The organism is Roseitalea sp., from assembly GCF_984466335.1.
In genome coordinates this window covers 1-13,164 of the sequence record NZ_CFIFWG010000081.1, presented here as the reverse complement: position 1 = coordinate 13,164, position 13,164 = coordinate 1, and the positions used below count along the sequence as shown (strand labels likewise).

At 68.2% G+C, this 13,164-nt stretch carries 11 protein-coding genes; 3 read left to right on the top strand and 8 right to left on the bottom strand.

The annotated features are described in order from the left end of the window. The 4 genes from AC5E6L_RS08990 to AC5E6L_RS08975 form a co-directional block, all read right to left on the bottom strand. Positions 1 to 1,272 (bottom strand): glycosyltransferase family 39 protein (locus AC5E6L_RS08990; RefSeq protein WP_491772731.1); only part of this gene is annotated, 1,272 nt, incomplete at its 3' end. Positions 1,273 to 1,464: 192 nt separating this feature from the next. Further along, a complete protein-coding gene (gene rpsD / locus AC5E6L_RS08985; RefSeq protein ID WP_491229132.1) occupies positions 1,465 to 2,082 on the bottom strand; it encodes a 30S ribosomal protein S4 in 618 nt (205 codons plus the stop codon). A gap of 187 nt (positions 2,083 to 2,269) precedes the next feature. Continuing rightward, positions 2,270 to 3,112, bottom strand: coding sequence for a glutamate racemase (murI, locus tag AC5E6L_RS08980; RefSeq protein WP_491772729.1), 843 nt, complete (start codon positions 3,110 to 3,112; stop codon positions 2,270 to 2,272). Then, entirely contained in the window at positions 3,105 to 3,953 is an 849-nt protein-coding gene (locus AC5E6L_RS08975) for an RNA methyltransferase (RefSeq protein WP_491772727.1), read from the bottom strand. Before AC5E6L_RS08975 ends, murI begins: the two co-directional genes overlap by 8 nt. 197 nt (positions 3,954 to 4,150) lie before the next feature. Between AC5E6L_RS08975 and AC5E6L_RS08970 the strand changes: the two genes are divergently transcribed. Further along, positions 4,151 to 5,365 carry an NADP-dependent isocitrate dehydrogenase gene (locus AC5E6L_RS08970; protein ID WP_491772725.1) on the top strand — a complete coding sequence of 405 codons (1,215 nt, stop codon included), beginning with the start codon at positions 4,151 to 4,153 and terminating at the stop codon, positions 5,363 to 5,365. Positions 5,366 to 5,489: 124 nt separating this feature from the next. On the opposite strand, the gene alaS is transcribed toward AC5E6L_RS08970, so the two are convergent. Beyond that, positions 5,490 to 8,171, bottom strand: coding sequence for an alanine--tRNA ligase (gene alaS / locus AC5E6L_RS08965; protein ID WP_491772723.1), 2,682 nt, complete (start codon positions 8,169 to 8,171; stop codon positions 5,490 to 5,492). A 201-nt stretch (positions 8,172 to 8,372) separates the two neighbouring features. Further along, positions 8,373 to 9,491 carry an alanine dehydrogenase gene (gene ald / locus AC5E6L_RS08960; RefSeq protein ID WP_491772721.1) on the bottom strand — a complete coding sequence of 373 codons (1,119 nt, stop codon included), beginning with the start codon at positions 9,489 to 9,491 and terminating at the stop codon, positions 8,373 to 8,375. Between the two features lie 136 nt (positions 9,492 to 9,627). Here ald and AC5E6L_RS08955 point away from each other — a divergent pair, with 136 nt between their 5' ends. Beyond that, positions 9,628 to 10,101, top strand: coding sequence for an Lrp/AsnC family transcriptional regulator (locus AC5E6L_RS08955; RefSeq protein ID WP_491228593.1), 474 nt, complete (start codon positions 9,628 to 9,630; stop codon positions 10,099 to 10,101). A gap of 125 nt (positions 10,102 to 10,226) precedes the next feature. On the opposite strand, the gene aroA is transcribed toward AC5E6L_RS08955, so the two are convergent. Both aroA and AC5E6L_RS08945 read right to left on the bottom strand, forming a co-directional pair. Continuing rightward, positions 10,227 to 11,492: a 3-phosphoshikimate 1-carboxyvinyltransferase gene (gene aroA, locus AC5E6L_RS08950; RefSeq protein WP_491228589.1), complete on the bottom strand. Its 1,266-nt coding sequence runs from the start codon at positions 11,490 to 11,492 to the stop codon at positions 10,227 to 10,229. A gap of 66 nt (positions 11,493 to 11,558) precedes the next feature. Then, a complete protein-coding gene (locus AC5E6L_RS08945; RefSeq protein WP_491228588.1) occupies positions 11,559 to 11,876 on the bottom strand; it encodes an HlyU family transcriptional regulator in 318 nt (105 codons plus the stop codon). Positions 11,877 to 12,014: 138 nt separating this feature from the next. On the opposite strand from AC5E6L_RS08945, the gene AC5E6L_RS08940 reads away from it, so the two are divergent. After that, positions 12,015 to 13,022, top strand: coding sequence for an alpha/beta hydrolase (locus tag AC5E6L_RS08940; protein WP_491228587.1), 1,008 nt, complete (start codon positions 12,015 to 12,017; stop codon positions 13,020 to 13,022). Positions 13,023 to 13,164 lie beyond the last annotated feature (142 nt).

Below are 13,164 nucleotides of genomic sequence, written 5' to 3'. Positions count from 1 at the left end.
ATCCAGGTAGAAACTCGCCGCATAGGCCGGATCGGCCTGCCCCGCCACGAAGGCGAGGTCATGGTCCGTCTCCTGCGACCAGAGCGTGCCGGCCGCCTCCGCGATGGCTCGGAGCGGAACGGCCGCGTTCATATGGGCCCGTTCGAGAATCTGCGCGCCGATGATCGGCGAGACCGCCAGCATGAGCGCCATGAACCCGACCGAAAGACCGGTCGCCCAGCCACTCATGCGCGCGGCGATCGGGGCCGGCAACAGCAGGGCCAGAAGGACCGGGACCACGCAGAAGACCGGGATCGACCAGTTGCTCGTCAGCGGCGACTGGATCGCCAGCGCCAGGATCATCGTCACCGGAACGGCCGCGGGGCCGACCCAGAGCAGAACCCGGCCCCGCGCCGTGCCGAGAATTGCCATGGCGTGCCCGGATGCGAACAGCGGCGCGCCGTCCCCGGGCCGGCGCAGCAGGCCCAGCATGGCGATGCCGGGCAGCGCGTAAAGCGGCTGGGCAAGCAGGAACTCGACCTGGCGATAGGCCTGGGCGGCAAGCGAGGCGTCGCCCTGCCCGCTGGCGGCAAACACGATGGGCGTGAAATCGTTGCGCGCGAGCCAGACGAGATGCGGCGCCATCAGGAGGGCGAAGGCACCAGCGGCCAGAACCGTCACCGGCGTTGCGATGATCGCCCGCGTCTGCCGGTGCGATGCGGCATGGAACATCAGGGCCAGCAGCAGGACCGCCGCATAGTATTTCGAGAGCATGGCGGCGGCGGCGCAGACGCCCAGCAGCAGCCCGTCGAGCGGGCGCCTTGCTTCCATGACGCGCAAATAGAACAGAACCGTGCCGGCCCAGAAGGGAAGCATGGCCGAGTTGGCGTTGTAGGTGAACGCCTGAAAGCCAAGAGGCGGGATGACGATCGCCATCATCACCGCGGCGACCTGGCCCGGCGGCGGCAGGAAGCGGCGCGCGATCGCCAGCATGATCAGCAAAGTCGCGCCGATGTTGAGCGCGGCGAAGACCCGGTAGCCGATCTCGCTGCGCGGAAAGACGGCGAACCAAGCCGCCGTCATCCAGCCGAACAAAGGCGGATGTTTGGCATTGCCCCATTGCCAGCGAATGCCCCAGACATGGTTTTCCAGCATGTCCAGGAACGTGTCGAGATTGAGCTGGGTTAGCTGCGGATACACCGCCCAGAAGAGGGTCGCGCAGGCGGCCAGCCCCATGGCCGTCGGCGAGATCGGATGAAATGTCGGAACGTGATCCGGTGCCGCGTCACACATCGGTGTTCGGCGCCCCGCGCCCCGGGCCGCTTCTCCTCCCCAGAACCGGACCGCGCGCGCATCGCGCGGGCCGTCAGAAACACTCGGGCTCGATCGCCCGGAGCGTCCCGCTACGAGACCGAACCATGGCGCCGCAGCGGATTGGGCCGGCCCCGCCCGCCCGCACTCGCCTCGGCCTCATCGCACAACGGCTTATCGCGAATAGAACTCGACGACGAGATTGGGTTCCATCATGACCGGATAAGGCACGTCCGCCAGCGCCGGCACGCGCGCGAAGGTGGCCGTCAGCTTGTTGTGGTCGGCTTCGACATAGTCGGGCACGTCGCGTTCGGCGAGCTGGGTGGCCTCCAGGACCATGGCCATCTGCCTGGACTTCTCGCGCACCTCGATCACGTCGCCGATCTTGCAGCGGTAGGACGGGATGTTGACGCGGGCGCCATTGACCTTGACATGGCCGTGATTGACGAACTGGCGCGCGGCGAAGATGGTCGGCACGAACTTGGCGCGATAGACCAGAGCGTCGAGCCGGCTTTCCAGCAGGCCGATCAGCGTCTCGGGCGTGTCGCCCTTGCGCCGCGCCGCTTCCTCGTAGATTTTCCGGAACTGCTTTTCGGACAGATCGCCGTAATAGCCCTTCAGCTTCTGCTTTGCGCGAAGCTGAACGCCGTAGTCCGACAGCTTGCCCTTGCGGCGCTGGCCGTGGTGGCCCGGCCCGTATTCGCGGCTGTTGACCGGCGACTTGGGGCGGCCCCAGATGTTCTCGCCCATGCGGCGATCGAGTTTGTGCTTGACCGAACTGCGCTTGCTCATCGCATTTCCTTTCGAGACGCTGCGACCGGCTCTCGCCGAGCCGGCCAAGGAAAGGCGCCCTCCTCTGCCGGCCGTTTTCGCCGACTGACAGGACCGGCCACGCACGCTTTGCGGATCGGCCCACGGGACACGTGGAAAACCCGCTCGAAAGCGGGATGGGCCCCATTAGCGCCGCCGGTGCGCGAAGTCAAACCATTTGGGCCGAAAGCGGCGGGGGATCTGAGAGCGGGACGGCGGCCAGGCCGAAGCCGGCGGCCAGGCGCGCCATTTCGGGCCGCGGCTCGCCCGAGGTGAAAATCGCGATATCGGCCGGCCCGTGATGGCCGCGCGGCGCAAATCGCATCGTGTCGGCGAGCGACCGCGCGCGGCGGGCGATGGCCTCGGACGTGTCGATCCAGTCGACCGGCCACGGCGCGGTCTTGCGCATGCGGTTGACGAGGAACGGATAGTGCGTGCAGGCAAGGACGACGATGTCGGTCCGCCGCCCCCCTTCCCCGACGAAGCAGGGCGCGATCTCGCCGCGAACGGCCTCCTCGTCGACGAAGCCGGCGCGCATATAGGTCTCGGCCAGTCCGGCCAGGGCCTCGCTGCCCACCAGCCTCACATGGCAGCGCGCCGCATACTGGCGGATCAGGTCGCGCGTATATTGCCGCCGCACCGTTCCCGGCGTCGCAAGGACGGAGACCAGGCCCGAGCGCGTGCGCTCCGCGGCGGGCTTGATCGCGGGGACCGTGCCGACGAAGGGCTGATCGGGAAAGGCCGCGCGCAGACGGTCGATGGCGAGCGTGGAGGCGGTGTTGCAGGCGATGACGATCAGGCCGGGCCGGTAGGCGGCGATCAGCCGGCCGAGCAGGTCCGTCATGCGCTCGGCGAGCGCCGCCTCGTCCCACGCACCATAGGGGAAAGCGGCGTCGTCGGCGACATAGACGTAGCGCAGCCCGGCCAGGACGGTCCGCGCCTCCTTGACGACCGACAATCCGCCAATGCCGCTGTCGAGGAACAGCACCGTCGGGTTGGCCGGTTCATTCACCTTCGGCGGCCTTCGGCGCGCCGGCCGCCGCGGGCCGGCCTGAACGCCCGTCCGCCGGCGCCCCCTCGCCGCGCGGCATGGCCGGCGAGAACCGGTCCAGCGAGGAGACGACGCCGCGCAGGAGCCGGATCTCCTCGACCGAAAAGCCCGGCCGCGAGAGCACCGCGCGCAGCCCGTCGACCTGGACCGGCTTGCGCTCGGGCGGGCGGAAGTAGCCGCGCGTATCGAGCGCCGCCTCGATCTGGTCGAACAGGCCGACCAGTTCGGCCCGCGGCGCGGGCTCGAAGGCGGGGCCGGCAAAAGGCAGGGTTTCGGCCTCGGCGCCGCGCGTCTTCAGGAACTCGTAGGCCATCAGCAGCACCGCCTGGGCGATGTTCAGCGACGCATAGGCCGGATTGACCGGGAAGGTGACGATATCGTCGGCAAGGCCGATCTCTTCATTGTAAAGCCCGAAACGCTCGCGGCCGAACAGCATGCCGGTGGCCTGCCCCGCCCGATCGCGCGCGCGCATGTTGGCGCACGCCTCGACCGGGCCGAGCACCCGCTTGAACCCGTCGCGCCGGCGCGCGGTGGTCGCGATCACATAGCCGAGGTCGGCCAGCGCCTCGGCGAGGGTGTCGAAAACGCGCGCGCGGTCGAGCACATAGCCCGCCCCGCTTGCCGTCGCGGCGGCCTTTTGGTTCGGCCAGCCGTCGCGGGGAGCGACCAGGCGCAGATCGGCAAGGCCGAAATTGGCCATCGCGCGCGCCACCATGCCGATGTTCTCGCCAAGCTGCGGTTCGACGAGAACGACCGCGGGCCCTTCCTCGATTCGGTCCTGTGTGGTGTTGGTGCCGGCCATGGGATCCGCCTGAGCATGGTGTCGGGCGCAAGCCTTATCGCGCGCGCGCAGCTTCGCCAAGGCCCGCCGGAAACGCACCCCGCAACGGCGCCGCAAGCGTTTGCGCGGGTCCGGGCCCTTTGCTATAGCGGCGCGAAAAAGCAGCGGCGCGCCTTCCGATCGGGCGCTTTCTCCCAACCCCTTCCCCGAGGTCAATCATGACGAAAATCAAGGTCGAAAATCCGGTTGTCGAGCTGGACGGCGACGAGATGACGCGGATCATCTGGCAGTTCATCAAGGACAAGCTGATCCATCCCTACCTGGACATCGACCTGGAATATTACGACCTCGGCATCGAATCGCGCGATGCGACCGACGATCAGATCACGGTGGATGCGGCCAACGCCATCAAGGAGCATGGCGTGGGCGTCAAATGCGCGACGATCACCCCGGACGAGGCGCGCGTGGAGGAATTCGGCCTCAAGAAGATGTGGCGCTCGCCAAACGGCACCATCCGCAACATTCTGGGCGGCGTGATCTTCCGCGAGCCGATCATCGCCAAGAACGTGCCGCGCCTCGTGCCCGGCTGGACCAAGCCCGTCATTGTCGGCCGCCACGCCTTCGGCGACCAGTACCGCGCCACCGATTTCCGCTTTCCCGGCAAGGGCAAGCTGTTCATGAAATTCGTCGGCGAGGACGGAACCGAGATCGAGCACGAGATTTTCAACGCGCCCGACGCCGGCATCGCCATGGGCATGTACAATCTCGACAGGTCGATCGAGGATTTCGCCCGCGCCTCGCTCAATTACGGGCTCCAGCGCAAGGTGCCGGTCTATCTTTCGACCAAGAACACGATCCTGAAAATCTATGACGGCCGGTTCAAGGACGTCTTCCAGGCGATTTACGAGGCCGAGTTCGAGGATGACTTCAAGGAAGCGGGCATCTGGTACGAGCATCGGCTGATCGACGACATGGTGGCCGCGAACCTGAAATGGTCGGGCGGCTATGTCTGGGCGTGCAAGAACTATGACGGCGACGTGCAGTCCGACACGGTGGCCCAGGGCTTCGGCTCGCTCGGCCTGATGACCTCGGTGCTGATGACCCCGGACGGCAAGACGGTCGAGGCCGAGGCCGCCCATGGCACGGTGACGCGGCATTACCGCCAGCACCAGGCAGGCAAGGAAACCTCGACCAACTCGATCGCCTCCATCTTTGCCTGGACACGCGGGCTCGCCCACCGTGCCAAGCTGGACGGCAACGACGATCTGGGCCGGTTCGCGCGCACGCTCGAAGAGGTCTGCGTCGGCACGGTCGAGGGCGGCCATATGACCAAGGATCTTGCCCTTCTGATCGGTCCCGACCAGAAATGGCTGACGACGACCGGCTTCCTCGACAAGATCGACGAGAACCTGCAAAAGGCCATGGCCGGCTGAGGACGCCGGTCGCGCAGGACAAGGCCAACAAGACAAGGCCAACAGGACAAGACCGCAAGAAGGCGCCGCGAACGGCGCCTTTTTCAGTCGGGCCGTACGCTGGCCGCACAAGGCGTTCGAGAGATCATGCCTCTTCGGCGACCGCCTCCAGAGCCGCGGCGACCGCTTCGATGGCGGCATCGGCCTTCGCACCGTCCGGGCCGCCGGCCTGGGCCATGTCGGGCCGCCCGCCGCCGCCCTTGCCGCCCAGCGCCGCCGAGGCCGTCCGGACGAGATCGACCGCATCGTGGCGGCCGGTCAGATCGTCGGTGACGCCGACGACGACCGAGCCTTTCCCGTCCGCCGCGACGGCGACGAGAGCGACCACGCCCGAGCCGATCCGCGCCTTGGCCTCGTCGGCCATCGGCTTGAGATCGCGCGGCGAAACGCCCGCCACGACGCGACCCAGAAAGGTGACGCCGGCGATCGGGCGCGTCTCCGCCGCCCCGCCCGCGCCATCGGCCGGCCCCGAAAGGGCCAGCGCCTTCCTTGCGTCCGACAGTTCGCGCTCAAGACGGCGCCGGTCGTCGACAAGCTGTCCGATACGGTCGACCGCCTCGTCGGATGTCGTCTTCAAAAGGCCGACGACGGCGCGCATGCGCTCGTCCTGCGCCTCCAGATAGCGGCGGGCGCGCTCGCCCGTCAGCGCCTCGATCCGGCGCACGCCGGCCGACACCGCGCTCTGGTCGACGACGCGCACGAGGCCGATCTCGCCGGTGGCGCCGACATGGGTGCCGCCGCACAGCTCCACCGAATAGGGCCGTCCGGCCTTGTCGCCGCGCACGGCCGTGCCCATCGAGACGACCCGCACCTCATCGCCATACTTCTCGCCGAACAGCGCCGTCGCGCCCTGTTCGATCGCCTCGTCGACGCCCATCAGCCGCGTGGTGACCGGCGCGTTCTGCAGCACGATCTCATTGGCGATATCGGCGATATCGGCCAGTTCCCGGTCGCTGATCTGCTTGGGGTGGGAAAAGTCGAAACGCAGCCTGTCGGGCGCGACCAGCGATCCCTTCTGGGCGACATGGGCGCCCAGCACCGCGCGCAGCGCCTCGTGCAGAAGATGGGTCGCCGAATGGTTCGCGCGCAGGGCGCCGCGACGCTCATGGTCGACCGCCATTTCCACGACCGCGCCGACCGCCACCGTGCCCTCGCGCACGCGGCCATGGTGGACGAAAAGGCCATCGGCCCGCTTGCGCGTATCGTCTATGTCGATGACGAAGCCCTCGCCGCGCATGATGCCCGTGTCGCCTTGCTGGCCGCCCGATTCGGCATAAAAAGGCGTCTGGTTGGCGATCACGGCGACCGTTTGGCCGTGATCGGCCACCTCGGCGCGCGCGCCCTCGCGAACCAGCGCGGTCACCACCCCCTCCACCTTCTCGGCCTCGTAGCCGAGGAATTCGGTCGCGCCGAGCGTATCGCGCAATTCGTACCAGACCGCCTCGTCGGCGGCGTCGCCCGAGCCCGCCCAGGCCGCGCGCGCCTCGGCCTTCTGGCGCGCCATGGCCGCGCCGAAACCGTCCACATCCACCGAAATGTCGCGCTGGCGCAGCGCATCCTGGGTCAGGTCGAGCGGAAATCCGAACGTGTCGTAAAGCTTGAAGGCCGTGGCGCCGGCCAGCTCGCCGCCCGCCGAAAGGCCCGCGGTGGCCTCGTTCAGAAGGCCAAGCCCGCGTTCGAGCGTCTTGCGGAAGCGGGTTTCCTCAAGCCGCAGCGTCTCGGCGATCAGATCGCGCGCGCGGCCAAGCTGTGGATAAGCTTCACCCATCTCCCCGATCAGGGCCGGCACGAGCCTGTGCATCAGCGGCTCGGACGCGCCCAGCAGATGCGCGTGGCGCATCGCCCGCCGCATGATCCGCCGCAACACATAGCCGCGCCCCTCGTTCGACGGCAGCACGCCGTCGGCGATCAGGAACGCGGTCGCGCGCAGGTGATCGGCGATAACCCGGTGGCTGGCCCGCCGCGCGCCCTCGGCCCCGGTGCGGGTCAGTTGCTCGGAGGCGGCGATCAGCGCCCTGAACAGATCGATGTCGTAATTGTCGTGGACGCCCTGCAGCACGGCGGCGATTCGTTCGAGGCCCATGCCCGTATCGATCGACGGGCGCGGCAGATCAACACGGCTTTCGGGCGTCGTCTGCTCGAACTGCATGAAGACCAGGTTCCATATCTCGATGAACCGGTCGCCATCCTCGTCCGGCGAGCCGGGCGGGCCGCCCGGAATATGCGCGCCGTGATCGTAGAAAATCTCCGAGCACGGCCCGCACGGGCCGGTCTCGCCCATCTGCCAGAAATTGTCATGGGTCGGAATGCGGATGATCCGGTCCTCGTGCAGGCCCGAGATCCTGCGCCACAGATCGAATGCCTCGTCGTCGGTATGGTAGACGGTGACGATCAGCCGGTCCCTGGCAAGGCCGAATTCCCTGGTGATCAGCGTCCAGGCCAGTTCGATCGCCACATCCTTGAAATAGTCGCCGAACGAGAAGTTGCCCAACATCTCGAAGAAGGTGTGGTGGCGCGCGGTGTAGCCGACATTGTCGAGGTCATTGTGCTTGCCGCCGGCGCGAACGCATTTCTGCGCGGTCACCGCGCGGCTGTAGTCGCGCTTTTCAAGCCCGGTGAAGACGTTCTTGAACTGCACCATGCCGGCATTGGTGAACATCAGCGTCGGATCGTTCAGCGGAACGAGCGGGCTCGACGGCGCGATCGCGTGACCGTGCGCGGCGAAGAAATCGAGAAAAGCCGTACGGATCGAATTGACGCCACTCATGAACATAATCCCGCAACCGTCCGCGTCGACCCCGGCACCCATGACGCGCGGACGGATGCGGCCGCCATGAACGCTGCGCCGCCCGGCGCCGGTCAGGCCCGGTGATTACGGCAAAAGCCGGCCCGCTGTCCAGCGCGCCGGCGCCCTGGGGCAGGGCGCGAAAACGGCATCCATAAACATGCCGGGGCCGAGCAGCGGGCGTCAGGCCACCCGCAGCGCCGCCCGCGGCTCGGCCAGCTCATAACCCAGCGCCTCGGCGACGGGGCCGTTGGTGACCCGGCCGCGATGCACGTTCAGCCCGTTGCGCAGGTGCGGATCGTCGGTCAGCGCTTCGAGCCCGCGGTCGGCGAGCGCCAGGCCCTGCCGCAGGGTGGCATTGTTGAGCGCGGCCGCCGACGTCACAGGCACCGCGCCGGGCATGTTGGCGACGCAATAATGGATGATGCCGTCCACCTCGTAGGTCGGCGCGGCATGGGTGGTCGGCTTGGAGGTCTCGAAGCAGCCGCCCTGATCGATGGCGACATCGCACAGCACCGCGCCTTTCTTCATGCCGCCCAGCATCTCGCGGGTGACCAGCTTGGGCGCGGCCGCGCCCGGGATCAGAACAGCGCCGATGACGACATCGGCCTCGAACACGCTCCGCTCAAGCGCCTCGACGGTCGAATAGCGGGTCTCGACGCGCCCCTGGAAGATGTTGTCGAGTTCGCGCAGGCGCGGCAGCGACCGGTCGATCATGGTCACCCGCGCGCCAAGGCCGGCCGCCATGCGCGCCGCGTTGATGCCGACCACGCCGCCGCCGATCACCGTCACCCTGCCCGGCCCGACGCCGGGTACCCCGCCCAGCAGCACGCCGCGGCCGCCGCCCGACTTTTGCAGCGCCGTCGCCGATGCCTGGATCGAAAGGCGGCCGGCGACCTCGGACATGGGCGCCAGAAGCGGCAGGCCGCCATCATCGCCGGTGACGGTCTCGTAGGCGATCGCCGTGCAGCCGCTGTCGACCAGGCCGCGCGTCTGCTCGGGATCGGGCGCCAGATGCAGATAGGTGTAGAGAAGCTGGCCCTCGCGAAGCTGCGCCCATTCGCAGGGCTGCGGCTCCTTGACCTTGACGATCATGTCCGCCTTCTCGAAGATCTCGGCCGCGGTCGCCGCGATGCGCGCGCCGGCGGCCAGATAGGCGCCGTCATCGGCGCCGACCCCGAGGCCCGCGCCGGTCTCGACGAGCACCTCATGGCCGTGGGCGACATATTCGCGCACCGAACCCGGCGTCAGCCCGACGCGGTATTCGTGGTTCTTGATTTCCTTCGGGCAGCCGACGCGCATTGAAACCTCCCAAACCGTTGTCGCAGCAAGGATCGCCGAATTGGCGCGCAATGTCCGTGCAAAGTGTGATTGAACGGGCGCTATTTGTGCAATAATATCTGCCTGAAACGCCCTCCAATTGGAGAAGTTTGCACCCATGGCACTCGACACGCTCGATCGCGCGATTCTGACCGCGCTTCAGAGGAACGGCCGCATGCCGAACGCGACGCTCGCCGACACGGTGGGCCTTTCGCCTTCGGCCTGCTCGCGCCGGCTGGACGCGCTGGAGAAATCGGGCACGATCCGCGGCTATCATGCGCGCCTTTCGAACCGGGCGCTCGGCCACCAGATGATCGCGATCGTGCACATCTCGCTTTCGGGGCAGTTCCAGACGACGCTGCGCGCGTTCGAGGATGCGGTGAAGCGGTGCCCCAACGTGCTCGTCTGCTACCTGATGAGCGGGGAGTACGACTACATACTGCGCGTGGCAGCCAAGGATCTGGCCGACTATGAGCGCATCCACCGCGACTGGCTGTCCAACCTGCCGCATGTGGTCAAGATCAACTCGTCCTTCGCGCTGCGCGAGGTGATCGACCGGCCCGATGTGGGGATCGACCCGGCCTTGGCGTGAGAGGGTCAGCATGCCGATCGCAGGAATATTGTCCTGGACCCGCCTCGTCCCGGGGTTTGTTCGCGGGCTCCAGTGGCGCCTATGCCGGCGTGGATTCGGGGAACAAGCCCCGAAATGACGGCGCGTTACAAAGACAATCCGACCCCCAGGCCCGCCAGCACGTCCCAATAGGCGGGGAAGGTCTTGGCGACGCAGCCGGGGTCGAGGATCGTGATGCCATGGGTGACGAGGCCGGCCAGCGCGAAGCTCATGGCGATGCGGTGATCGGCGAACGGGTCGATCCGCGCGGCGACCGTGGCGCCGCGCAGGGACGGATCGGCGTGAACGATCAGATCGTCGCCTTCCTCCACCGCAAGGCCCGGCTTGATGCGGTTCAGCCCTTGGGACAGCGCGGCGATGCGGTCGCATTCCTTCACGCGCAGGTTTTCGATGCCGACGAAGCGCACGGGCGTTGCGTTGTAGGCGGCAAGGACCGCCAGCGTCGGCACCGCGTCCTGCATCTGCGCGCCGTCGATCTCGGCCGGCATGTTCGGGAACCGGGCAATATGCGCGTGCGCTTCGGCGTCGGGCTGGGTGAACGCCTCCGGCGCGGTGCCCAGATCGATCGTACCGCCCGTCAGCGCTTCGGCCGCCCACAGATAGGTGGCCGCCGAGGCGTCGGGCTCGACATGATGGTCGGCCGGACGGTAGCCGGTGGCCGAAACGCGCCAATGGCCGGCCGAGACAGGATCGACCCGCGCGCCGAACGCCTCCATCGCGGCGATCGTCAGGTCGATATAGCCGCGCGCGCCGATATGGGCGCCCGTCAGCACGATGTCGACCGACCCTTGGGCGAGCGGCGCGGCCATCAGGAGCGCCGAGACATACTGGCTCGAAAGGCCGCCGTCGATCTCGATGCGCCCGCCCGGCAGCGTGCCAGCCCCCCGCACGGTCACCGGCGGACAGCCGGTCGGCGCCCGCGCATCGACGCCCCAGGCGCGCAGCGCGTCGACGAGCGGCTGAATCGGCCGCTTGCGCATGTGCGAATCGCCGTCGACGACGACGGTTCCGTCGACGGACGCGGCCAGCGCGGTCAGAAAGCGCGTTGCGGTGCCCGCATTGCCCAGAAAGAGCGGTTCGGAAGGGGAAACGAGACGGCCCTTTCCCGTTATTTTGAAGGTCGTTGCGTCCGGCTCCTCAACCTCGACATCCATGGCGCGCAGGGCCCTCGCCATATGGCGGGTATCGTCGCTCCTGAGCGCGCCGGTGATGGTGCTGACGCCATCGGCCAGCGCGGCCAGAAGCAGCACCCGGTTGGTGATCGATTTCGAGCCGGGCGGGGTGGCGCGGCCATCGATCGGAGCGGCGAGAGGATGCACCGTCAGGCGTGCGGCGTCGAGAAAGTCGGACATGGATGGCTCGGCTGGGCGCGGATCGACGCCCTTTTGCGAGCGGGGGCGCCGCGCGTCAAGCCACGCTCAGGCGGGCCGGTCCGTGTCGCCGGTCCAAAGCCCCTCGCCGTTCTCGTCGATGATCATGCGCGCCTTGGCGAGCGTCGACGAAACGGCCACGTCCCTTGAGGCCAGAAGGTCGGCGCGCAGAAAGCGGCGGGTGACCGGCGCGCCGTCGAAGGTCCTGGTCAGCGTGCCGGCGAGCCGCCACTGGCCGTCCGCCTCCTTGACCGGCGCGGCGCGAATCTCGACGCCCTTATACTCTTCGTCGGGCGCGCGGGCGGCCGGGTCGCCACCGTCACCGCCATCGCCACCGCCAAAAAGCCGCTTCAGAAATCCCGCCATCATGGTCTCCTTCGGCGCCAAAATCGGCGCTCGCCGCGGCCAAGTCAATGCCACGGCGCGATCGCGCCCGGTTTGCCAAGCCCGCACGCGGCGGCTACCAATCCACACCGTTCAATGGCAGACCGGAGCCGAACCGTCATGACCGACAACGCCGCACCGGACGCAAAACCGAAACGCCGTATCCGCACCATGCTTTACGGGCTCGCCGTCATCGCCCTTCTCCTGGCCGCGCTGTGGGCCTTCGGCCCGCGCGAACCGGTGGAGACGGCGCTGCGGTTCGACCCGGCCGCCATCGGCGCGGATGTGGACGCCTATCTGGCCGACACCGAGGGCCGGTTCGACGACATTGTCGAGGGCGCCGAAAAGCAGATCGTCTGGGCCTTCCCCAACTCCCGCGCCAGGACGCCCGTCGCGCTCGTCTATGTGCACGGCTTTTCGGCCTCGGCCGGCGAAATCCGGCCGGTGCCCGACATGGCGGCCGCGGCGCTGGGGGCGAACCTTCACTATACGCGCCTTGCCGGGCACGGCCGCCCGGAGGCGGCGATGGCCGGGCCGACCGTGCAAGACTGGATCGACGACGTGGCCGAGGCCGTCGCGATCGGCGAGCGGCTGGGCGAGAAGGTGGTGCTGATCGGCACCTCGACCGGCGGCACGCTGGCGGCCGTCGCCGCGCTGCATCCGGACCTTAAGGACCGGATCGGCGGGATCATCTTCGTGTCGCCGAACTTCAAGGTGAAGGCGGCGGGCTCCGGGATGCTGACCGCGCCCTTCGCGCGCCGGCTCGTGCCGCTGCTCGCGGGCGCCGAGCGCGCCTTCGAGCCGGCGAACGAGCTGCACGCCCGGTTCTGGACCGAGCGCTACCCGTCGACCGCGCTGCTGCCCATGGCCGCCTTGGTCGCCCATGCCAGGGCACAAGCCCATGAAAACGCGACGCAACCGGCCCTGTTCATGTTCTCGGACGCCGACCGGATCGTGGACCACACGGTCACGCGCCGGATCGCCGAACGCTGGGGCGGGCCGGCCGAGATCGTCGCCATGACGCGATCGGACGATCCGGACGACCATGTGATCGCCGGCGATGCGCTGTCGCCGTCCAACAACGGGGCGGTGGCCGATACGATCGCCGACTGGGTGAGGGCTCTATAATCCGGCGGGCGCATCGGCCCGCCTTGGCTTGGCATCGCGCGAGAACAGGTAGACCGCAAGTGCGGCCGCGAGCGTGAGCGCGTAGAAGCCGAACAGATAGCGGTAGGGGGCGACCGGATCGGCCGGGTCGGCCGCGACCGTC

Coding starts and splice junctions, on each gene's coding strand:
- rpsD (WP_491229132.1), bottom strand. CDS start 2,082: ATGAGCAAGCGCAGTTCGGTCAAGCACAAACTCGATCGCCGCATGGGC.
- AC5E6L_RS08975 (WP_491772727.1), bottom strand. CDS start 3,953: ATGGCCGGCACCAACACCACACAGGACCGAATCGAGGAAGGGCCCGCG.
- AC5E6L_RS08970 (WP_491772725.1), top strand. CDS start 4,151: ATGACGAAAATCAAGGTCGAAAATCCGGTTGTCGAGCTGGACGGCGAC.
- alaS (WP_491772723.1), bottom strand. CDS start 8,171: ATGAGTGGCGTCAATTCGATCCGTACGGCTTTTCTCGATTTCTTCGCC.
- ald (WP_491772721.1), bottom strand. CDS start 9,491: ATGCGCGTCGGCTGCCCGAAGGAAATCAAGAACCACGAATACCGCGTC.
- AC5E6L_RS08955 (WP_491228593.1), top strand. CDS start 9,628: ATGGCACTCGACACGCTCGATCGCGCGATTCTGACCGCGCTTCAGAGG.
- aroA (WP_491228589.1), bottom strand. CDS start 11,492: ATGTCCGACTTTCTCGACGCCGCACGCCTGACGGTGCATCCTCTCGCC.
- AC5E6L_RS08945 (WP_491228588.1), bottom strand. CDS start 11,876: ATGGCGGGATTTCTGAAGCGGCTTTTTGGCGGTGGCGATGGCGGTGAC.
- AC5E6L_RS08940 (WP_491228587.1), top strand. CDS start 12,015: ATGACCGACAACGCCGCACCGGACGCAAAACCGAAACGCCGTATCCGC.